General features: G+C 45.3%; 22 protein-coding genes. 13 read left to right on the top strand and 9 right to left on the bottom strand.

What is annotated here, in order from left to right; all coding sequences use genetic code 11:
- Positions 1 to 105: 105 nt before the first annotated feature.
- Genes yihA through AC6H3C_RS10135 form a run of 3 tightly spaced genes read right to left on the bottom strand, consistent with a single transcriptional unit; the run spans position 106 to position 2,015 of the window.
- On the bottom strand, positions 106 to 708 hold the full coding sequence (yihA, locus tag AC6H3C_RS10145; RefSeq protein WP_497520656.1) for a ribosome biogenesis GTP-binding protein YihA/YsxC: 603 nt from the start codon (positions 706 to 708) through the stop codon (positions 106 to 108).
- Positions 708 to 1,688 (bottom strand): type I phosphomannose isomerase catalytic subunit, encoded by a 981-nt coding sequence (locus AC6H3C_RS10140; protein WP_497520655.1) that lies wholly within the window; start codon positions 1,686 to 1,688, stop codon positions 708 to 710. Before AC6H3C_RS10140 ends, yihA begins: the two co-directional genes overlap by 1 nt.
- A 27-nt stretch (positions 1,689 to 1,715) precedes the next feature.
- Entirely contained in the window at positions 1,716 to 2,015 is a 300-nt protein-coding gene (locus tag AC6H3C_RS10135; RefSeq protein WP_497520654.1) for a Dabb family protein, read from the bottom strand.
- A 128-nt stretch (positions 2,016 to 2,143) separates the two neighbouring features.
- Between AC6H3C_RS10135 and udk the strand changes: the two genes are divergently transcribed.
- Together udk and AC6H3C_RS10125 are read left to right on the top strand one after the other, a co-directional pair.
- Positions 2,144 to 2,749: a uridine kinase gene (udk, locus tag AC6H3C_RS10130; RefSeq protein WP_497520653.1), complete on the top strand. Its 606-nt coding sequence runs from the start codon at positions 2,144 to 2,146 to the stop codon at positions 2,747 to 2,749.
- A gap of 4 nt (positions 2,750 to 2,753) precedes the next feature.
- Positions 2,754 to 3,476, top strand: a complete 723-nt coding sequence (locus AC6H3C_RS10125) for a ribonuclease H-like domain-containing protein (protein ID WP_497520652.1) — start codon at positions 2,754 to 2,756, stop codon at positions 3,474 to 3,476.
- Between the two features lie 5 nt (positions 3,477 to 3,481).
- On the opposite strand, the gene smpB is transcribed toward AC6H3C_RS10125, so the two are convergent.
- Positions 3,482 to 3,940, bottom strand: a complete 459-nt coding sequence (gene smpB, locus AC6H3C_RS10120) for an SsrA-binding protein SmpB (RefSeq protein ID WP_497520651.1) — start codon at positions 3,938 to 3,940, stop codon at positions 3,482 to 3,484.
- Positions 3,930 to 4,514: a YIP1 family protein gene (locus AC6H3C_RS10115; protein ID WP_497520650.1), complete on the bottom strand. Its 585-nt coding sequence runs from the start codon at positions 4,512 to 4,514 to the stop codon at positions 3,930 to 3,932. Before AC6H3C_RS10115 ends, smpB begins: the two co-directional genes overlap by 11 nt.
- Positions 4,515 to 4,574: 60 nt before the next feature.
- Here AC6H3C_RS10115 and miaA point away from each other — a divergent pair, with 60 nt between their 5' ends.
- Positions 4,575 to 5,501, top strand: coding sequence for a tRNA (adenosine(37)-N6)-dimethylallyltransferase MiaA (miaA, locus tag AC6H3C_RS10110; protein WP_497520649.1), 927 nt, complete (start codon positions 4,575 to 4,577; stop codon positions 5,499 to 5,501).
- A 26-nt stretch (positions 5,502 to 5,527) separates the two neighbouring features.
- On the opposite strand, the gene AC6H3C_RS10105 is transcribed toward miaA, so the two are convergent.
- Entirely contained in the window at positions 5,528 to 6,265 is a 738-nt protein-coding gene (locus tag AC6H3C_RS10105) for an acyl-[acyl-carrier-protein] thioesterase (RefSeq protein WP_497520648.1), read from the bottom strand.
- Between the two features lie 92 nt (positions 6,266 to 6,357).
- Here AC6H3C_RS10105 and map point away from each other — a divergent pair, with 92 nt between their 5' ends.
- The 4 genes from map (at position 6,358) to AC6H3C_RS10085 (ending at position 10,429) form a co-directional block, all read left to right on the top strand.
- The gene (gene map, locus AC6H3C_RS10100) at positions 6,358 to 7,131 is read left to right on the top strand and encodes a type I methionyl aminopeptidase (RefSeq protein ID WP_497520647.1); all 774 of its coding nucleotides are present in this window, start codon (positions 6,358 to 6,360) and stop codon (positions 7,129 to 7,131) included.
- Between the two features lie 71 nt (positions 7,132 to 7,202).
- Positions 7,203 to 8,510: a sensor histidine kinase gene (locus AC6H3C_RS10095; RefSeq protein ID WP_497520646.1), complete on the top strand. Its 1,308-nt coding sequence runs from the start codon at positions 7,203 to 7,205 to the stop codon at positions 8,508 to 8,510.
- A 63-nt stretch (positions 8,511 to 8,573) separates the two neighbouring features.
- On the top strand, positions 8,574 to 8,957 hold the full coding sequence (locus tag AC6H3C_RS10090) for a co-chaperone GroES (RefSeq protein ID WP_497520645.1): 384 nt from the start codon (positions 8,574 to 8,576) through the stop codon (positions 8,955 to 8,957).
- Between the two features lie 179 nt (positions 8,958 to 9,136).
- Positions 9,137 to 10,429: an aminotransferase class I/II-fold pyridoxal phosphate-dependent enzyme gene (locus AC6H3C_RS10085; protein ID WP_497520644.1), complete on the top strand. Its 1,293-nt coding sequence runs from the start codon at positions 9,137 to 9,139 to the stop codon at positions 10,427 to 10,429.
- Positions 10,430 to 10,486: 57 nt separating this feature from the next.
- On the opposite strand, the gene AC6H3C_RS10080 is transcribed toward AC6H3C_RS10085, so the two are convergent.
- Both AC6H3C_RS10080 and AC6H3C_RS10075 read right to left on the bottom strand, forming a co-directional pair.
- The gene (locus tag AC6H3C_RS10080; protein WP_497520643.1) at positions 10,487 to 10,873 is read right to left on the bottom strand and encodes a hypothetical protein; all 387 of its coding nucleotides are present in this window, start codon (positions 10,871 to 10,873) and stop codon (positions 10,487 to 10,489) included.
- Between the two features lie 247 nt (positions 10,874 to 11,120).
- Positions 11,121 to 11,330 carry a hypothetical protein gene (locus tag AC6H3C_RS10075; RefSeq protein ID WP_497520642.1) on the bottom strand — a complete coding sequence of 70 codons (210 nt, stop codon included), beginning with the start codon at positions 11,328 to 11,330 and terminating at the stop codon, positions 11,121 to 11,123.
- A 1,015-nt stretch (positions 11,331 to 12,345) separates the two neighbouring features.
- On the opposite strand from AC6H3C_RS10075, the gene AC6H3C_RS10070 reads away from it, so the two are divergent.
- The 6 genes from AC6H3C_RS10070 to AC6H3C_RS10045 all read left to right on the top strand — a co-directional run bounded on the left by AC6H3C_RS10070 (position 12,346) and on the right by AC6H3C_RS10045 (position 18,020).
- Positions 12,346 to 13,581, top strand: a complete 1,236-nt coding sequence (locus AC6H3C_RS10070; protein ID WP_497520641.1) for an MFS transporter — start codon at positions 12,346 to 12,348, stop codon at positions 13,579 to 13,581.
- A 12-nt stretch (positions 13,582 to 13,593) separates the two neighbouring features.
- Entirely contained in the window at positions 13,594 to 14,334 is a 741-nt protein-coding gene (locus AC6H3C_RS10065) for an IclR family transcriptional regulator (protein WP_497520640.1), read from the top strand.
- A gap of 19 nt (positions 14,335 to 14,353) precedes the next feature.
- A complete protein-coding gene (locus tag AC6H3C_RS10060; RefSeq protein ID WP_497520639.1) occupies positions 14,354 to 15,544 on the top strand; it encodes an enolase C-terminal domain-like protein in 1,191 nt (396 codons plus the stop codon).
- Positions 15,545 to 15,551: 7 nt separating this feature from the next.
- Positions 15,552 to 16,373, top strand: a complete 822-nt coding sequence (locus AC6H3C_RS10055; RefSeq protein ID WP_497520638.1) for an SMP-30/gluconolactonase/LRE family protein — start codon at positions 15,552 to 15,554, stop codon at positions 16,371 to 16,373.
- Between the two features lie 9 nt (positions 16,374 to 16,382).
- Positions 16,383 to 17,156 (top strand): SDR family NAD(P)-dependent oxidoreductase, encoded by a 774-nt coding sequence (locus AC6H3C_RS10050; RefSeq protein ID WP_497520637.1) that lies wholly within the window; start codon positions 16,383 to 16,385, stop codon positions 17,154 to 17,156.
- Between the two features lie 120 nt (positions 17,157 to 17,276).
- Entirely contained in the window at positions 17,277 to 18,020 is a 744-nt protein-coding gene (locus tag AC6H3C_RS10045) for an RraA family protein (RefSeq protein WP_497520636.1), read from the top strand.
- Between the two features lie 140 nt (positions 18,021 to 18,160).
- Here the strand turns inward: AC6H3C_RS10045 and AC6H3C_RS10040 are convergent, their stop codons facing one another.
- Positions 18,161 to 20,221, bottom strand: a complete 2,061-nt coding sequence (locus AC6H3C_RS10040; protein ID WP_497520635.1) for an acetate--CoA ligase family protein — start codon at positions 20,219 to 20,221, stop codon at positions 18,161 to 18,163.
- Positions 20,222 to 20,240: the final 19 nt, after the last annotated feature.

Below are 20,240 nucleotides of genomic sequence, written 5' to 3'. Positions count from 1 at the left end.
GGTAAAAAAATCTTTACGATATATTAAAGACAACATGACCAAGTTCTTGTTTTTTAGAATGATTCACAATAATATTTGCCGCCCAATTATCTGGATCGTAGTTATTTAAGTGATCATGGGCGCTGTTTCGGCGATAAAATTAAGTATTTCGTCTTTTCCCAGACCTGTTTCAGCCGAACTGACAAAAATCGCGGGTAATTCTTCCCATTGTTTCCGAAGTTCTTTTTTATAGAAAGCCAGGTTGCCGGCCAGTTTTGTTTTTCCCAGTTTATCCGATTTGGTGAAAACCAGAGAAAAAGGGACCTGCTTCTCTCCCAGCCACGAAATAAACTCAAGGTCAATGGTTTGCGGCTCAAGCCGGGAATCAATTAATACAAACAGGCAATACAGGTTCTCCCGTTTCAGGATATAATCAATAATATAAGCCTGAAATTTGTTCCGTTCCTTACGCGAGACTTTGGCATAACCGTAGCCGGGTAAGTCAACCAGGTACCAACTGCTGTTGATCTCGAAATGATTAATTAGCTGTGTTTTACCCGGACGCGATGATGTTTTTGCCAGTTTTTTATGGTTGGTGAGCATATTGATCAGGGACGATTTGCCCACGTTGGAACGTCCAATAAAAGCAAACTCGGGCTTGTCGGGCGCGGGGCATTTTTTCACGTCCGAGTTGCTCATCAAAAAGCGGGCTGTCTTGATCTCCATCATTATACGTGTACTTCAAGTAGTTTTACTTTATCAGAAAGCGGGTTTAGCTGAAACTGGCTGACTGAGGCCGGAACCAGGATCGTTTCACCCATTTTTACTTTTTCGGTTGTTTCCGGGCCGATCAGTTCGTATTCACCTTCCACGCAGATGTAAATAACAAATGAGTCCAGTCCGTAAATGTCTTTTTCAATTTTGGCATTGAATTCCAGCAGGTTGGTCGTAAAATACCCGCAGCTAACCACCTGGTTGCTTTTATTCAGTTCCCGTGAATAATTTGTTTTGTAATCATCGTGGTAAGTAAAATCAATGGCATCAAGCGCCAGTTCGGTGTGCAACTCGCGTTCGTTACCCTGGGCATCCCTTCGGTCGTAATCGTAAATGCGGTAGGTAATATCGGATGTTTGCTGAATTTCGGCAACCAGAATGCCTTTTCCAATGGCATGAACGCGACCGGCCGGCATGAAAAATACATCGCCTGCCTGAACCTCCACGAAATTAAGAATGTCTGTCAGCTCTTTATTCGCGAGTTTTTTCAGATAAGTTTCCTGATCGATGGCGCAATTAAAGCCGGCATTCAGGCGGGCGCCTTTGTCGGCTTGCAAAACATACCACATTTCGGTTTTTCCAAAAGCCTGATGGCGTTTCTTTGCCATCTCGTCATTGGGATGAACCTGTACCGAAAGATCGTCATTGGCATCAATAAACTTAATCAGCAGGGGAAATTCGATGCCGAATTTTTCAAACACTTTGTCGCCAACCAAATCGCCCATGTATATTTCGATGAGTTCTTCCAGGCTGTTTCCGGCCAAAACGCCGTTGCTGACAACCGAAACATTTCCGTCAACTCCGGATAATTCCCAACTCTCGCCACAGTTTGGCAAATTGCCAAAATCTTTTCCCAGAGCAGTCTTCATTTTTTGTCCGCCCCAGATTCGCTCCATATAAATCGGCGAAAATTTTAAAGGATACAGGTTCTTCATGTTATATGCAATCACTAATTAGTTCTGTTAAAATTCAAAATCAACGGCCACTCTCGATGTTGTAGTACCGGCAACCAGTTTCACAACCTTCAGGTGTTCTGGGTGAACGCGGTATACATCCAAATCAGCAAGATTTTCGAAGTGTGAAATCAGGCAAATATCATACGATTTGCTTTCAAGTTCGTAATTCAGTCCCACCTCCAGGTATTTTACTTCCGCTATTTTGTCTTTTAATTCCTCAAGAGCCCGCTTAATCTGCATCAAAACTTGCTGTTTTTCGGCTTCCGGGTATTCGTTTAATTTGAAAAGAACAACATGGTTAATCATAATCTTGTTCGTTTAGGGCATTTATTTTTCGCTGCGAAGGTAATACTTTCCGTGCTGTCATCCATATTTAAGAAGTAGATTAAGTAAAAATACCTCCATCTTAGCTATCTTTGAATATAAAAACGAAAATGATCATCATCGGCATTGCAGGGGGAACAGGTTCCGGAAAAACAACCGTAGTCAATAAAATCATGGACAAGCTTTCGGTTGAAGAAGTCGCTGTTTTATCGCAGGATTCGTATTATAAAGACAATGCCCACCTGCCGCTTGAAGAAAGGCGAAAGCTGAATTTTGACCATCCTGATTCGATTGAATTTACGCTGTTGGTCGAGCATTTACAGCGGTTAAAAAACGGCGAACCAATTGAGGAACCAGACTATTCGTACCTGACTTGCACCCGCTCCGGAAAAACAAGCACGGTTCATCCCAAACCGGTCATTATTGTTGAAGGAATCCTGGTATTATGCGACCCTGAATTACGCAAGATGATGGATATTAAAGTATTTGTTGATTGCGACTCCGATCTGCGCTTGTCGCGTGTCATTCAGCGGGATATTATTGAACGCGGCCGCGACGTTCACCAGGTGTTAACCCGTTACGAAGACACGGTACGCCCCAGCCATCTTCAGTTTATTGAACCCTCGAAACGGTACGCCGACATCATTATTCCCGAAGGTGGAAATAACCGGGTGGCAATCAGGATATTAACCCATTTCATCAAACAAAACCTGTAATCTTATGCTGTACAACCTGAATATCGAAGACGTTTTATTCCTTGATATTGAAACAGTTCCCCAATATCCGGACTACCATGAGCTGCCGGAGAATTTTCAAAAACTCTGGGACCAGAAATCAACCTATTTCCGCACCGAAGAACAGGAACCGGGAGATGTGTACGAACGGGCCGGTATTTATGCCGAGTTTGGACGGATTATCTGTATTTCGGTCGGTTTTGTTGTTCAAAAGGCCGGAGAACCTTACTTCCGGGTAAAATCGTTTTATGACGACGATGAGAAAAAATTGCTTTCGTCGTTCAATAACATGCTGAACAAGTTTACTTCGCATCCCGGGAAATGCCTTTGCGCACATAACGGACAGGAGTTTGATTATCCGTATATCGCCCGTCGCACCCTGATTAACGGTTTGCGGTTACCGAAAATACTCGATATGGCCGGGATGAAACCCTGGGAAGTGAAAGACCGGCTAATGGATACCCTTCAACTGTGGAAGTTTGGCGATTACAAGAATTATACATCGCTGAGTTTACTTTGCGCGGCATTTCAGATTCCGACGCCGAAGGACGACATTGACGGCAGCCAGGTTGCGGGTGTCTATTATGAACAAGGCGACCTCGACCGCATTATCCGTTACTGCGAGAAAGATACCCTGGCCGTGGCCAATTTGTTGTTGCGCTATAAAGGCGAAGCCATTATCGGGATGGAGAACATGGAGGTGGTGTAGTTCTGCTAAAACTTCATCGCCCGGTCCATATCACGTTTCGAATCTTTTTGTTTCAGGCTTTCGCGTTTGTCGTATGTTTTCTTTCCTTTTGCCAGTCCAATTTCGAGTTTTGCCAGGCCGCGGTCGTTCATAAACATCCGGAGCGGAACAATGGTCAGTCCGCTTTCCTTCATTTTTTTCTGAAGTTTTTCCAACTCCTTTTTCGTCAGCAGTAACTTGCGGTCGCGGCGGGCTTCGTGGTTATTGATGTTGCCAAAATCGTATTCCGAAATATTCATGTTCACCACGTACAGTTCGTTCAGTGTAAAACGGCAATAGGCTTCAACAATACTGGCTTTGCTGTTTCGAATGGATTTTATTTCGGTGCCAACCAACTGGATTCCGGCAATAAACTTTTCGAGAATTTCGTATTCGAAATAGGCCCGTTTGTTTTTGATATTGATATTTTGTGGTTTATGCGCCATAAGGAAAAATGACAGATAATAACTTCCAACTGACGATGTTCGTCATCCCAAAAATCAGCAGGATCAGCAAAACTGACAGCATAATAAACCGCGAACGGTTTGCTTCGGGTATCCCAAGGCTGGTTTGCGCTCCCGTAACGAAAATGTAGAAACCGTATAATCCGACGATATTCAATAAAGCCAGTCCGTGAAATAATCCGGTGATAAACGAAGCAATCACAAAGGGAAGCAAAGTAAAAGCGATCACATAACTGAGAAACTGCTTGTCGTGTAAGCCTCCGTAATTCACCTGCAAGGCCGAAATAATAATAAGCGCGAGGTAATACTGGATGAAATAACTCACGATAATCCGCACCGCTTTCATCAGAGCAAAAGACAACAGGTAGTCCGGTTTACTGATGAGTTCTCCCAGAAATACGGCCGCCCCTGTAACAAAAATCAGGGGCAGAAGTAAACGAACAACAATATTTTCGGTAAAATAGTCCGGCTGTTTTTTATCCCAGAATTTTTTCGGGTCGGCAAGTATCGATGTGCATTCCTGATAAATCCAGTTGTATTGTTGTTTAAAATCCATGTTTCTTTCTTTTGCGTTACAAAAATACATTATTTTGCAAATTAGTATCACGAAATCATCATGCACGACAGAAAATATCAAATGCTCACGATCCTGGGACCGACTGCTTCGGGAAAAACAACGGTTGCAGCCCATGCTGCCAAAATGCTCGGCGGCGAAGTGATTTCGGCTGATTCGCGGCAGGTGTACCGCGGAATGGATCTGGGCACAGGAAAAGATTATGCCGATTATGAAGCAGATGGCGTGCAAATTCCCTATCACCTGATTGATCTGGTGGATGCCGGCTACGAGTATAATGTATTTGAGTTTCAGCATGATTTTCTGGCCGCTTACGCCGATGTGACCAGCCGCGGAAAATTTCCGGTTTTATGCGGCGGGAGCGGATTATACCTGGAAGCGGTTTTGAAGAATTACAAGTTGATCCAGGTTCCGCACAATGAGTCGCTTCGCTTGGAATTACAGGATAAGGAACTGGACGAGCTAACCGAAATCCTGAAAAACTACAAATCCGATTTGCACAATAAAACGGATATTGAAAATAAAAAACGGGCTTTACGCGCCATCGAAATTGAAGATTACCTGCAACATCACCCGGATATCGACCGGTCGATGCCCGACATCAACAGCCTGGTGGTTGGTGTGAAATTTGACCGGCTGAGCCGTCGCCGCCGGATCAGCGAACGCCTGAAACAACGTCTGGACAACGGCATGCTGGACGAAGTAAAAGCCTTGCTCGATAAAGGCTTAACTCCGGGCCAGCTAACTTATTACGGGCTCGAATACAAGTACCTGACTCAGCATTTAACCGGAGAATTATCTTTCGGCGATATGTTTACCGGGCTCGAAACTGCCATACACCAGTTTGCCAAACGACAAATGACCTGGTTTCGCCGGATGGAACGGCAAGGTACCGACATTCACTGGCTCGACGGCTACATGCCCCTTGCCGAAAAGCTTGAGCGAATCAGCTACTGGCTGAGCCGGTAAACTCAGGGGCAGCCTCCCTCCTGTTTTCAGCGTCTTTCACGCCAGCTAATTTCCATTGTACTCAGGTCAGCTGAATCACTTTCCCGCACAATGGTCGATTGATATTTATTTTCCTTCAGCTGGTTGGTCACAACCGCTAAGCGGTCGCCGGCCAATCCTTCTTTCAGGTAGTTAATTTCGACAGCAGCCGGTTCATGTTCATTCAGAAAATCGATTCCAAACTGATCCAACACACGCTCCAATACTTTTACGCTGTTAAAATGCCTGTTCACATCCAGATCGCTGAATAAAACCGGCGAAAAAAGCATTTGCTCCGGATGATTCTTCGGCCTGATCCGTTTGGGTTCCCGACAAACGCTCGTGCCGTTATACCGGGGAAACGTTGCTTTGTAATCTTTCAGCAGAACGATCTTTTTACTATCGGTATCCAGGATCAGCCAGGCTGAGTTGCCACGCAGCAGCACTTCCTTGTTTTCATTTTCAAGAATAAATTCACGGTAGGCATACACGCCGTCGGTCCCTGCCGACCAGGTATTGAGCGTGAAGGTATCCTGCCACGAAGGATATTTTTCCACGTCGATATACATGCGGGACAACACCCAGAACATATGCTGACTTTGAAGTTGATCGTAGCCCCAGTCCATGACCTGGGCATGCGACCAGGCTGCTTCGAGCATAAACTGAAACAACGAACAAACCGAAGCTTTACCGTACTGATTTGTGTGAAACGATTGAATATTGATTTTCCTGGTATATTTTTCCATCCAACGATGATTTTATTTAAACTTTCCAACAAAAGTATTGTTCAGCTTTGAAAATAAAGAAGCAATTACGACTTTTGCGAAAATTTTTTTGAATGAGCGATATTATTATTAAGACAACAGAACAGATTGAGGGAATCAGACAAAGCAGTCAACTTGCCGGAAAAGCGTTGGTTATGATCGAAGGATTTCTGAAAGAAGGGGTCAGCACTGAATATCTCAATAAAATAATTGATGAGTTCGTACGTGACCATGGTGCAGTTCCGGCGACCCTGGGCTATGGCGGTTACCCAAAATCGTGCTGTATATCGCTCAACGAAGTTGTTTGTCACGGTATCCCCGACCCTGCTGTCATTTTAAAGGAAGGAGATATCCTGAATATTGATGTGACGACTATTTTAAACGGCTACTATGGCGATACCAGCCGGATGTTTTCGATCGGGAATATTTCGCCAAAAGCAGAAAAGATCATCCAGGTTGCCCGGCATTCGATGGATTTAGGCATTCAGCAGGTACGACCGGGAAATTACATTGGCAACATCGGCTTTGTAATCGGACGTTATGCCAAAGCACAAAAATACAGCGTGGTTTACGAGTTTTGCGGGCATGGCGTTGGCCTCGATTTCCACGAAGCCCCGCAGGTTGACCATATTGCCCGACGTAATTCGGGCGACATCATGCGTCCCGGAATGACTTTTACCATTGAACCAATGATCAACGAAGGAAAAGCATCAACCCGGGTCGATAAAATTGACGGCTGGACAGCCCGCACCAGCGACGGGAAACTTTCGGCCCAATTCGAACATACCGTACTGGTTACCGAAACTGGTTGTGAGGTGCTGACCGATGTTCGCGGCGAGTACAATTAACAAAATAATACATTGCAAAAGCTTGCCGGTTCACCGAAATGGCTTATTTTAGCTTATTATTTCAATGTGATGTGAAAAATCAATTGGCAAATCTCTTCAACCGGCTCGTTATAAGTGCAGATATAAACCCGTATTCGGCAATCGAGGAACGGAAAAAAAGTATCCTGCTGAACCTGTTTTTCTATTTTTACTTTCTGGTAGTTGGCAGCTTCCTGATCTGGAACGTGATTACCTCAAACCTGGTTTATTTATTTGCCAACGCTGCCGGTTTGCTTATTGGAATTACTTTATTTTACCTGTTCCGCGTAAAAAAACAGCTGATAATCGTTTCAGCGGTATTCGTGGTAACCATAGCCCTGTTCTCCACCTTTTTACTGCAAACGGGAGGGATAGAAAATTCGGCCCTTGTTTTTGCCCTGCTCATCCCGCTGCCTACCATCCTTGTTTTGGGAAAGCGGTGGGGACTTATTGTTCTGGTGGTTTTCATTTTCCTCAATCTGGTCGGTTTTATCTTTTTTTATCAAACCCTGTGGTTTCCGCATTACAGCATACACATGATCAGCCGAACAGGGATTGTTTTTGTGTTGATATCAGTTATGGCCTATTCCAACGAATACGTATTCGAAACGCTGTACCTGCGGCTCGAAAAATTGTCGGAATCGCTGAAAGTGAGCCAGCAGCGCTATAAAGATCTGGCTGTAAACAAAGAACGTTTTGTTTCGCTGATTTCCAATAACCTGGGCGACCATATCGGGAGCTTTGCCGCGATTGCCAACCTGTTGAACGAAGAATACCACGAGTTGAGCGAAGAAAAACGGCTGGAATTAATCCGCAATCTGGCCAATATTTCCCAGCAAAATTATAAACTGCTGTACGACCTGGTGAAATGGTCGACTTCGCAAAGCGAAACCATTCCGTATACCCCAAAACCAATCAAACTGGAAAAAATATATCGCGATATTGTCGCTCTTTTTCACCCGATGATTGAAGAAAAAAAGTTGTCCTTCTTTTTAAAGATGAGAAGCAACTCCGAAATCTACGCCGATGAAGACATGCTTGGAGCCATTCTGCGAAGCCTGGTATCAAACGCGATTAAGTTCTCTCATGTTGGCGGCGAAGTCAGGATCTCGGCTGTCGAAGAGGACGACATGATGGCCGTAACGGTAACCGATACCGGCGTTGGCATGTCGCGCCAAAGTTTAATGCGGGTGAACGCTGCTGTGTCATTTTCCACGCCGGGAACCATGAAAGAGCCAGGCACAGGTATCGGACTGATTTTGGTCCGGGAATTCCTTCAAAAAAACCGGGGCGATTTTCATGTGGAAAGTCAAAAAGGAAAAGGCACGCAGGTGACTTTCCGGATTCCACTGGTCGAATAACCTTGATTCTGTCTCAAAATTCAAAATCCTCGACGCCGAATATTATCTTTGCAGAAAAACAAAATGTCACTGATTATTGAAGAAAAGGATTTGCAAAAGTTCATTATGGTGGGCGACCGGGTGCTGATCAAACCTAAAAATCCGGCGGGGCAAACCCAATCGGGCCTGTATTTGCCCCCTTCGGTTCAGGAAAATGAAAAAGTGCACAGCGGGTACATCGTAAAAGTGGGTCCCGGCTATCCGATACCGGCCATGACCGATGAAGAGGAACCCTGGAAAGAAAAGAAAAGCGAAGTAAAATATGTCCCCTTACAGGCGCAGGCAGGCGATCTGGCCATTTACCTGCACAAAAGCGGATTTGAAATCGATTTCAACAAAGAAAAGTATATTATCTTGCCTCATTCGGCCATTATGATGATTATCCGGGATGAAGATTTGTTCAAATAATTACAAATCGAAGTTTAAACAGGCAATTTCTAACAAATAATTTACAATTTTTAAATAATTGCATGGTTTTTATTTCAATTTATAAGAAAACAATCGGCGAAATAAGTTTTTTTAATATATTGCATCCGATTTTACTGAATAGAAAATTTACAAATACCTGAAAAGTTAAATTAGTGATAATGAATCCACAAGCTGAAGAATTAAACCGGGTAATTCGCGAAAAGAACCCTGCCGTCTATGATTTGCTCTCCCTGAAAGGTAAAAATATCTTTTTCCCGAAAAAAGGAATCCTGGGACAAACGGCCGATGCCAAAGGAACACGGATAAACGCCACCATTGGCGCAGCGGTTGAAGACAATGGTTCGCCCATGCGTTTGGAAAGTATCGAGAGCAATGTCAGGTTGGATCCGTCGCTGGTTTTTCCTTATGCCCCCAGTTTTGGCCGCCCCGATATCCGGGCACGCTGGAAAAGTATGATTTATGAGAAAAACCCCTCCATTGGCAATCAGGTGTTAAGCCTTCCGGTGGTGACCAACGCGCTGACACATGGCGTAAGTATGGCCGGTTACCTGTTTGTTGACGAGGGTGACAAAGTAATTGTCCCCGATTTGTTTTGGGGAAATTACAACCTGATCCTGAACCACGCTTACGGAGCCGAATTGCAAAAATATAAGCTGTTTAACGGCAACCGGCTGGATATGGACGCCTTTAAAGCCAGCCTGGAAGTTGGCGGAATCGGCAAAAAAATTCTGATCCTGAACTTCCCGAACAACCCGACCGGTTATTCGCCAACGGTGGACGAAGCGAAAGCCATTACCCAAATCATCAGGGAATCAGCCGAAAAAGGAAATAAGATTGTTGTTTTCTCTGATGATGCCTATTTTGGGCTGGTGTACGAAGACGGGGTGGAAACCGAAAGCATTTTTGCCCAGCTTTGTGACTTGCACGAAAATGTGCTGGCCCTTAAAATTGACGGGCCAACCAAAGAAGATTATGTATGGGGCTTCCGTGTTGGTTTTATGACCTATGGAGTTAAAGGCGGCGATGCCGAACTTTATGCAGCGCTTGAAGCCAAAACCGCCGGCGCTGTGCGTGGAAATATTTCAAATGCCGCCAACATTTCACAGTCGTTGCTGCTGGCCGCTTTTGAAAACCCGGCCTATAAAGACCAAAAAGCAGCCAAGCTCAGCATCATGAACGAACGCTATATCGCGGTGAAAGAGGCCTTGAACGACGACAAATACAAAACGTATTTTACCGCATTGCCCTTCAACTCGGGCTATTTTATGTGTGTGCAGCTGGCCGACGGTCTGGATGGCGAACTGATCCGTAAAATTCTGATTGAGAAATACAGCATCGGGATCATTAACCTGAGCAATGTTATCCGGGTCGCTTTCTCGGCGGTGGCAGCGTCGGATGTGAAAGAACTGTTTGAGGGTATTTACAATGCCTGCAAAGATTCGAAAAATTAAGCCATTACAAATAAGTTGAGTCTGTAAAGCCGTTTGTCGTTTGACCAACGGCTTTTTTTATTGCCGCTGCAGCATATAAACCATAAAAAACAGGAATATAGCAAGTCCAATCAACAGCACGTTGATGATTTTACTCAGCGACCACCTGTAAAAACCCAGTATAAATCCGCATAGCCCCATCAGCCCGGCAATTTGAAGTCCAAAAAAGAAACTGAGCGCTTTGGCTTCAGCCGCGACCGGCTGATCAGGCAAGACTTCCTGAACCGGGATTTGTCCGCTGCTGATCACCCATAACGAAAAAATCCCCAGCAGGGCGAAAAGCAGCTGCCCTGCCTGCAAGAGCCGTTTTTTGTGTTCAATCCATGAAAAGATGATCAGGGCGATGGCTGCAAAAAGCAACCATTGCGCGCTGGTAGTCAGCGTTAAAAATGCCTGGCGGTCCATGTTTCTTGATTTTTTACAAATATAAAGAAAGTAGCAGTATTCAGTTGCAGCTCTACGCAGGTACTTTTTAGCTGCAAGTTCCAAGTGTTTACTCCGGCGCAGACGGATTCAAGTTTCAAGCTGCAACCCTCAAATCACTGATCACCGATTACTGATTGTCCTCACACCCCGGCGGGGTGAAATATGGGTAGCCCCGGGTAAGCCGGCAACTGCCGGAGACACCCGGAGATCAGGCCGGCAGATAAAGTCAAGGCGCAGCCACCGTTTCGCGCAACAAACCGGGCCAGATCGATTTCCTGGTACCGCCCTTAGCGGCGGGAATGTACCGGCTCGAAGTGCGGGCGGTGATGTACCGTAATAACGGCCCCCGCACCGGGATGCTCCCGGCAGAGCTAACGGTGAGCACCTGAATATAGTGAAGCCTGTACATGCTGTTTGTCCTTATAAGGTCAGGCATCGTGTACAAGGCTTCCAGTGTGTCTGACCAAGGCTGTCAGTCACCCTTATCAAGGCTGTCAGCCGGGTTGACCTTATAAGGACATAAAATCCGTACACCAACCCTATCCGGTTTTTGAAACTGACAGGTCAACGGAACCGGTATATGCCCGGAGTGTTGTCCCAAAAGGACGGAAATGCTTGGGTGTACGACAAATTCCACGAAAACCAATTTTGATTTGATGCAGCATGTTAAGGAAAGTTCCTCACCTATCCCTCGTCTTAGCGATAGCGGTGACGAGGGGTTAGCTGGTGGTTCCCGATTGCTATCGGGACAAGCTGTTTGTAACGACAATATGTGAGAAATTAATTTTAACAAGCCGAAGAAGTTGTCCGGCAACTGCCGGATGGCTTCTTTAGAAATCGGCTTTAGGGCACAAATAAGAAATGAAAAGATATGACTGAGATAAAATTTAGAACTTAAACTAGCCTCAAACGCCACGGACTATTGCCTCCAAAAATTAAAGCTGTAAAGGCCCCAATCTGCACAAAGAAACAGATTAAGCAAAACTTTTCTACAATCTACCTGACACAAGGAATACATACATACCTCACTTATTTTCAATCTGGTAACAACCGAATTCAAGTAGTAATTACAATCCTCTCCTCTCTGACCGTTTAAAAACCATACGTTTTTACATCCAATTTTTAGAACGAAACAGCAGCTGTCGTTTTCGAAATCTTTGAGCTATTTTGATATTGTGTTTCTATCCAAAACAAACTTCAATCAAAAAAATTAGACCTTATTATAAAATGTTTAAAAACATTATTTTACAATGTAAAATATAAACAAATTCCCAGAAAATATATAATCTTGTTTATCAGTATCTTAATAGAATTTGTGACTAATTGAAATTATATGAAAATCCCATAGGGGAAAATAAAAACGTGACAACCTCAATTTCCGATGTTGTATTTTTATAATGCAGAATATAAATTTGCACGACATACTAATATAAAATAATCGACAAGACCAAATGGAATATTCCAAAAGAAACCTCAACTTTCCATACAAGTGGGAGCTAATCTTGTTACTCTGGCTGGCTTTTTTCTTTAATCAGGCCGACAGGCAAATTTTTAATGTGGTTTTACCCGCTATTCGCAGCGATTTGAAACTTGCAGACTCTGAAATGGGATTGGTTGCCTCCATCTTAATATTGATATATGGCATACTCGTTCCGGTTGCCGGATTTGTCGGTGATCGCACAAATAAAAAATACGTATTGATGATTAGTCTTTTGGTATGGAGTACATCAACCTTTTTCTCCGGAATGGCTACCATGTTCATCCATCTTATATTTCTTCAAAGTGTGGCTACCGGTGGGGGTGAAGCATTTTATTCCCCTTCAGCCAACGCCTTGATTGGTGAACACCACAATAAAACCAGGGCTACTGCCATGTCGATCCATCAAACAGCCCTGTATGCCGGAATTATTGCAAGTGGTTACCTTACCGGGTGGATTGCCGATCAACTGGGCTGGCGTTTTGCATTTTATATTTTCGGTGCAGTGGGTATTGTCCTTTCATTAATAATTGCAATACGTTTAAAAGACTCGCATCCGGTTAAAACAAAAGACGGGAGCAATTCCGTTTCTACAAAAGAAGCGTTACTTACCTTCTTTAAAAAACCGACTGCCTTGTTATTGACCCTTGCTTTTGCGGGGATGGTTTTCGTGAATGTTGGTTTTATGACCTGGATGCCAACCTATCTTCACGAAAAATTCGGGTTCTCCTTAGCCCGGTCTGGGTTCGATGCCACATTCTACCATTATCTGGCTGCATTTTTTGGCGTTCTATTTGGTGCTTCACTTGCCGACCGATATTGCACAAAAATAACCGGAATGCGTGGATTGGTACAGGGATTCGGGTTGCTTACGGGCGCTCCGTTTTTATTCATGTTAGGGATTGGGAACTCTCCTTTTATGATTTATTTGGCTCTTGCCCTGTTCGGGCTGTTCAGGGGCATTTATGACTCTAATATTTTTGCCGCTTTGTATGACGTGATCGAACCAAAAGTCCGCTCGACAGCAACCGGGCTGATGCTGATGTTTGCCTTCGTAACAGGAGCTTCGGCTCCCTATATTCTTGGAAAAATTAAACCGGTTCTTGGCTTGTCATGGGGCTTATCGGCTTTGTCTGTCGTGTATGTTTTCTCGGCTCTTTGCATTTTTGTTGCAGTAAGGTTTTTTTATAAAAAAGATATAATCAAGTAAAATCAAAATAGTATGATTCAGGTAATCCACAGAGCATTGGATATTATGGAACTGGTTACTACCGACCGTTCCCGTTTATATACTCTGAGTGAAATTTCAGGTAAGCTAAACCTGAACAATGCCACCTGCGCAAACATTATAAAAACACTCGTCAACAGAGGTTATCTGGAGCAGGTTGGAAGAAAAACCGGATACCGGCTCGGGTCAATGTCGTATTTGCTGACCGGAAATTATTCACACAAGCAGGAGCTTTTGGATGCAGCAATAGAGCCCATAAAGACTCTTTCGGATTCGTTGAATGAAGGGTGTATCCTGTCGATTTTAAAAGACAACAATCGCATTGTGCTTCATGAAGTTAGAAGCACGCACGAACTTCAGGTTATCAACAAGAAGGAAAAAGACGCTTACCTGACTTCTACCGGACGAATGATACTGGCCTGCCTGAATGAAAAAGAACAAAAAGAATTCATCCACAAATATGGTTTGCCATCGCCTGAAACCTGGGCTGGAATAGAAGATGAAGAAGATTTATTGCTGGAGTTGACCCGGGTCAGGAAAAAACAAATGGCCATACAAATATCGAAAGCACAAATTGTTGGGATCGCTGTCCCGATTCATAAAAACGACAATGTAATTGCAAGTCTTGGAGTTTATCTGCCCGAAACCAGGTATACCCCTTCGATGCAGGAAAAAATTGCCGGGAAGTTGAAGGATGCAGCACAGCTTATTAATCAAAAACTGAACGAAAAATAGAATTCTAATATTTTTAAAAATGAAAATAATTGATATGCGTGTCCGCACGGTGGCTATTCCGATGAATGCCATGCTAAGACACAACACCGGTGTACATCCGGGTTATTTGATGAGGACCATCCTTGAGTTGATTACCGATGAGGGAATTGTTGGTTTGGGTGAGGTTGGGGGCGGCGACCAGCGCGGCGCTTTGATGAAACTGAAACCACGGATAGTCGGAATGGATCCATTCGACCTGGAAACCATTAAGTTAAAGGTTCTGAGAAGTATTTACTACCTGTCGAATTCTCGCCTGTACGGAGCTATTGAAATTGCCTGTCTCGATATCATGGGCAAAGCTTGTAATGTGCCGATGAACAAACTCATTGGCGGAAAACTACGTGATGAAATTCCGATGATCGGTTATCTGTTTTGGAGATATGATCGTCCGGGTGGCGGGCACGACACCTGCGCCGAAGATATGGCCGATTTGTGTGTCGAATTAAAAGAAACACTTGGTGTTACAGCCATGAAGTTGAAAGCTGGAGTGATGGACCCTATGGAAGAAGTGCGGGTACTTCAGCTTTGCCGCCAGCGGCTGGGCGATGATTTCGGACTTCGCATTGATCCCAATGGCGTTTGGTCAGTAGCCACTGCTGTTAAAGCGGGCCGTCGTCTCGAAGATCTCGAGATTCAGTATTTCGAGGATCCTGCATGGGGATTGGAAGGAATGCTCCGCGTGAAAGAACAGGTTCGGATTCCTTTGGCCACCAACATGTATCCGAATAAATTCGACGACCTTGGCCCGGCTATTCACATGAACAGTATCGACATTGTGCTGACTGACCTTCATTACTGGGAAGGCCCCCGCGGGGTAAAAGACCTTACAGCCATTTGCCAGACATTCAACCTTGGAGTTGCCATGCACTCGGGCGCCGAGTTTGGTATTGAGCTGGCTGCCATGATCCATACTGCCTCAACCATTCCGACCATGACCATGCCAGGCGATGCCCACTATCATTATCTTGAGGATGATATTATTGTTGGCGGGAAAATGGAATACGTAAACGGTGCAATAAAAGTGCCTGAAGGACCTGGACTTGGAGTAGAATTGGACGAAGATAAGATGGAAAAATACGAACGGTACTTTGAAGAAAAAGGCGACTATTATGCCCGTTTCCATCAGGATCCGTACCAACCCAACTGGTATCCCAAAGTAGGAGGTATTTAACCATTAAATGGAATTCAAAACAATTATATCAGGATTAAGATTTCCCGAAGGCCCGGTTTTTGATTTCGACGGAAACCTGTGGTTTGTCGAGATTAAAGGAGGAAACCTTGCCAAATGGGATGGGCAGGAACTGGAACGTTTCGATGTGGATGGCACTCCCAACGGGGCAGCGATTGACAAACAGGGGATGATCTGGTTTTGCGATAGTGAAAGGGGCGAAATCCGAATGTTCGATCCGGTGAACAAGAGTTTCAAAACTTTGTGCAACCAAACGGATACAGGGATTCGGTTGAAACGACCAAACGATCTTATTTTCGATACTGCCGGCAACCTGCTTTTTTCCGATCATGCTGACGGAAGAGAAGAACCTGTTTCAACGATTTGTGTTTTGCCCAAAGGTGGCGACCGGGCAAAAGTTATATCGAAAAACAAATATTTCACGAACGGGTTGGCCTTCCGGGCCGACGCAAAAACCTTGATTTTTGCAGAAACATACCGCCAGCAATTGTGGATTGGCGAATGGGATGTCGAAAAACTTGAATTGAACAACGAACGCCCTTTTACCAAAGCAGGCAATGGCCCCTGGGGCCCCGACGGAATGGCGTTCGACGAAGATGAACTTCTTTTTGTTGCGGTATTCAACGAAAGCAGGATAAACGTTTACGCAAAAAACGGGGAGGTTACCCGTTCATTTTCCTGCCCGGGAACAAGGCCTACCAGTTGTGCTTTCGATCCTTCGGGCAAACTTGGACTGGTGGTTACCGAAGCCGAACGTGGCGAGATTATTTCGTATCCGGAATTCCGGAGCGGATTACTAATTTATCATTAAACAGAAGCGATGCAGATAAAAAATTTATTCAATTTAAAAGGAAAAACAGCCCTTGTTACGGGTGGTAGCCAGGGAATAGGCAAGGCCATTTCGCTGGCGTTAGCCGAATATGGCGCAAACCTGGTCATTAATTACCGTTCGGGAAAAGCGCTGGCAGAAGAAACATATCAGGAAATTACAGCAATGGGGGTTGATTGTCACCTGTTGCAATGCGACCTTTCTTCGGTCGATTCAGCCAAAACCATTGCACACTACCTGTCAGAAAACAGAATTGAAATTGATATTCTGGTACTGAATGCCTCCATCCAGTTCCGGAAATCCTGGGACGGGGTGACACCTGAAGAATTTGAATTGCAGATTAACACGAATCTTCGGGCTTCCCTTTTTCTTATACAGGAATTATATCCGGCGATGCAAAAAAAAGGATGGGGGCGTATTCTTACGGTTGGCAGCGTACAACAGGTTCGTCCCCACCAGCAAATGATCGTTTATGCAGCTTCCAAAGTGGCGCAGGCAAGCATGGTGAAAAGCCTGGCTCCGCAATTTGCCCCTTTCAACGTGACGATCAATAACCTGGCTCCCGGCGCTATTGCAACCGGAAGAAATGAAGAAGTCCTGGCCGACAAAAACTACAAAGCATTGGTAGAATCGAAAATACCTGTTGGATACGTGGGCGAAGCATCCGATTGCGCTTCGCTGGCCTTGTTGCTTTGTTCCGATGCCAGCCGGTACATTACCGGACAGGATATTTTTGTTGATGGAGGCATGGGACTGAACGCCTAGAAGCCTCCCCTAAGCCCTCCAAAGGAGGAGAAAAAGAGAAAAGCTTTCGATTTTTCGAATTCTGAAAGCAGTTTTGAAGAAATCGTATATTGTAAATATCAAAATCGTAAATTTTAGATTATGAGTGCCGATCAATACAGAAAAGAAGTAGGAATGATGAATCTGGAAAAGCTGATAGCCTCACGCGAAGGAATTTCAACTGTAACTTTCCCAATTCCTGATAAAGAATTATTAAACCGGTTCGAACAGTTGTACACCGGTGCTGTAAACGATGTGTTACGCGAGTTCTGCTTGCTGGAGCAAGCTTTACCGGGCCGAATAATTCCTCTCAGGGAATACCGTACCGTTGCCGGTTTTGCTTTTACCGTAAAAAGTTCGCCCAATGTAAAAATTCAGGGCGAGATGGAATTCCGTACCCAGATGCTTGACGAAATGCACGAAGATGCTTTTGTCGTTTGGGACACCAGCCGCGACGATAAAGCGACCCTGTGGGGCGGCGTGATGACTGCCACTGCCAAAGGTAAGAAACTGAAAGCCGCTTGTATTGACGGAGGAATTCGCGATACGCACCAGATTCTGGAAGCCGATTTCCCGGTATTTTATGAATACCGGATATCCAATGGAAGTTTGGGCCGTTGCCTGATTACGCATTATCAGATTCCAATCAAAATAGGCGATGTAACGATTAAACCCGGCGATGTGATACTGGGCGATGTTGATGGTGTATTGGTTGTGCCGCGTAATATTGCTTACGATGTCCTGCTTCGGGCCGAAGAGATAAAGGAAAATGAAAAGAAGATTTTTGGATGGGTACACGAAGGACAGTCGATTAGAGATATTACCGATAAAGGAGGTTATTTTTAACGAATGATTAAAACGGGCTATTTTGAAAATGAATAAAGGGCATCCCTAAAAACTAAAAACAATAAACAGGACTCTGAGCGGTATGCAAAACCCGGTGTTAAGTTGGTGTTGAACTACACCAGCCGGGATCATACGGCGGCTTATTTTTCGATCCGGATTCGGGCGTCCACCGCCAGAATTTTGTCGCCTTTCCCCAGCAGGGGATTAATATCCATTTCTTTAATTTCGGTGGCAAACCGCAAGAGGCTCGACAGGCGTACAATGATTTCGGCGAATTTTCGCTGGTTAACGCCTTCCTGCCCCCGGTAACCCTTAATGATTTGGTACGATTTGAGGTTTTTGATCATAGAAGCCGCTTCACAAAGCGTTAGCGGCGCCAAACCCGAAGTAATATCTTTCAGCACTTCCACCAAAATTCCGCCCATACCGCAAAGCATGACGTGCCCAAAGCGGTTCTCGTATTTTGCGCCGATAAATAGTTCGATGCCCGAGGCCATTTCAGCCATCAATACGGCTGTTGTTTCGGGAATGGTCATTAGCCGTTTAAACTCGCTAACCACCGTTTCGGCGCTACGTACATTCAACACCACTCCGCCAATCTCGGTTTTATGAACCGGCCCGATCACCTTCATCACCAGTGGAAATCCCAATTCATCAGCAACAGTCAGCGCTTCCTCCTTCGTATTCGCCACGCGCTCTTTGACATAGGGAATACCGGCCGCGTCGAACAAGCGGTGAATCACCTGCGGCGACTGGTAGCCATCCCGTGCATGATCGATGATGCGGCGAATTTCGGCTATGTCGACCCCTTCCAGAAAAATCCGTTCGTCGTGCGGCCTCGGCGTATTAGACACCCGGGTAAGGGCGCGCCCCAGCAGCACTTCGTCAGGGAAATTCACGTTGCCGGCCGAAATAAAGTGAGCCACATCATCTTTTACATTGATCACCGAAGGCAAAATCGGGTAAATCGGTTTTTTACAAGTCTGCATTTTTTTACTAAGCGCTTCATACACGTCGCCAACCGGAAAAAGCCCCGGGCTACCGTAAATCACAGCCATGCCGTCGATCTCGCTAAAATCGTTATCGCAGGCATCGATAATGGCCTCCAGCTGTTCTGCCGTGCCGGTTGCCAGAAAGTCGATCGGGTTTTCCACCGAAGAGCCGGGAAACAGTTTTTCTTTCAGCGCCTGTTTCTGCGGCGAATTTTCAATTTTCGGAATATGCAGGCCGCCGGATTCCAATGCATCGGTGAGCATTACCGCCGGTCCCCCGGCATGGGTAACAATCGCCATTCGTTTGCCTTTCATCTCCTTACACATAAATACATTCGCCACAGTGGTTAACTCTTCGCGGCCGTAACACCGTACAATGCCGGCCTTGCGAAACAACGCCTCCACCGCCAGGTCGGAACTGGCCATTGCGCCCGTGTGCGACGATGCCGCCCGGCTGCCGGCCTGACTGCTCCCCGCTTTAATCGCGGCAATTTTACAGCCTTTGTGAATCAGCGAACGGGCATGTTTTAAAAGTTTATCCGGGTTATTGATGCTTTCGATGTACAGCAGTTTTACGCGGGTACTGGTTTTGGGGTCGAATACTTCATCCATAAATTCGAGCACATCTTCCACACCCACCTGTGCCGAATTTCCGACCGAAAACACGCTGGCAAAGTGTAATCCTTTCGGAATACCTGACTCCATGATGAAAACTGCCGTTGCACCCGAGCTCGAAATAAAATCGCAGCCCATTTGATGCAGCTTGGGAACCGGCTCGGTAAAAACACTGGCATGGGCCGGGGTGATGATGCCGATGCAATTGGGCCCAATAAGGCTGGCTTTGTGTTTGTTGACAACCGCCACAATTTGCTCCTCCAGCCGGCGCCCGTCTTCACTTTCTTCGCTAAATCCGGCAGAAATAATGATAAAACCTTTGGTCCCTTTTCGGGAAGCCAGCCGGTCGACTGCTTCCGGGCAAAAACGGGCAGGAACAGCCAGCACCGCCAGTTCAACCGGGGGCAGGTCGTCAATCTGCTTAAACGACGGAACTCCCTGAACCTGTTCTTCGTTCGGATTAACGGCCATCAACTCGCCCGCAAATTGATTATCGATCAAATTCTTAAGGAGTTTGCCTCCTGGTTTCATCACATTATTGGATGCCCCAATTACAACGATGCTTTTAGGCCAAATAAGTTCTCGTGTCAGCATGGATTTTTGTTTGTTTTTC

Source organism: Gaoshiqia sp. US2, from assembly GCF_059705485.1.
Note: the sequence above shows the minus strand (reverse complement) of the source record. Positions and strands in the feature narration are given on the sequence as shown.

Bases quoted from the DNA above. Each gene is read 5' to 3' on its own strand.
- yihA (WP_497520656.1), bottom strand. From the start codon at position 708: ATGATGGAGATCAAGACAGCCCGCTTTTTGATGAGCAACTCGGACGTG.
- AC6H3C_RS10140 (WP_497520655.1), bottom strand. From the start codon at position 1,688: ATGAAGAACCTGTATCCTTTAAAATTTTCGCCGATTTATATGGAGCGA.
- AC6H3C_RS10135 (WP_497520654.1), bottom strand. From the start codon at position 2,015: ATGATTAACCATGTTGTTCTTTTCAAATTAAACGAATACCCGGAAGCC.
- udk (WP_497520653.1), top strand. From the start codon at position 2,144: ATGATCATCATCGGCATTGCAGGGGGAACAGGTTCCGGAAAAACAACC.
- AC6H3C_RS10125 (WP_497520652.1), top strand. From the start codon at position 2,754: ATGCTGTACAACCTGAATATCGAAGACGTTTTATTCCTTGATATTGAA.
- smpB (WP_497520651.1), bottom strand. From the start codon at position 3,940: ATGGCGCATAAACCACAAAATATCAATATCAAAAACAAACGGGCCTAT.
- AC6H3C_RS10115 (WP_497520650.1), bottom strand. From the start codon at position 4,514: ATGGATTTTAAACAACAATACAACTGGATTTATCAGGAATGCACATCG.
- miaA (WP_497520649.1), top strand. From the start codon at position 4,575: ATGCACGACAGAAAATATCAAATGCTCACGATCCTGGGACCGACTGCT.
- AC6H3C_RS10105 (WP_497520648.1), bottom strand. From the start codon at position 6,265: ATGGAAAAATATACCAGGAAAATCAATATTCAATCGTTTCACACAAAT.
- map (WP_497520647.1), top strand. From the start codon at position 6,358: ATGAGCGATATTATTATTAAGACAACAGAACAGATTGAGGGAATCAGA.
- AC6H3C_RS10090 (WP_497520645.1), top strand. From the start codon at position 8,574: ATGTCACTGATTATTGAAGAAAAGGATTTGCAAAAGTTCATTATGGTG.
- AC6H3C_RS10085 (WP_497520644.1), top strand. From the start codon at position 9,137: ATGAATCCACAAGCTGAAGAATTAAACCGGGTAATTCGCGAAAAGAAC.
- AC6H3C_RS10080 (WP_497520643.1), bottom strand. From the start codon at position 10,873: ATGGACCGCCAGGCATTTTTAACGCTGACTACCAGCGCGCAATGGTTG.
- AC6H3C_RS10075 (WP_497520642.1), bottom strand. From the start codon at position 11,330: ATGCCTGACCTTATAAGGACAAACAGCATGTACAGGCTTCACTATATT.
- AC6H3C_RS10070 (WP_497520641.1), top strand. From the start codon at position 12,346: ATGGAATATTCCAAAAGAAACCTCAACTTTCCATACAAGTGGGAGCTA.
- AC6H3C_RS10065 (WP_497520640.1), top strand. From the start codon at position 13,594: ATGATTCAGGTAATCCACAGAGCATTGGATATTATGGAACTGGTTACT.
- AC6H3C_RS10060 (WP_497520639.1), top strand. From the start codon at position 14,354: ATGAAAATAATTGATATGCGTGTCCGCACGGTGGCTATTCCGATGAAT.
- AC6H3C_RS10055 (WP_497520638.1), top strand. From the start codon at position 15,552: ATGGAATTCAAAACAATTATATCAGGATTAAGATTTCCCGAAGGCCCG.
- AC6H3C_RS10050 (WP_497520637.1), top strand. From the start codon at position 16,383: ATGCAGATAAAAAATTTATTCAATTTAAAAGGAAAAACAGCCCTTGTT.
- AC6H3C_RS10045 (WP_497520636.1), top strand. From the start codon at position 17,277: ATGAGTGCCGATCAATACAGAAAAGAAGTAGGAATGATGAATCTGGAA.
- AC6H3C_RS10040 (WP_497520635.1), bottom strand. From the start codon at position 20,221: ATGCTGACACGAGAACTTATTTGGCCTAAAAGCATCGTTGTAATTGGG.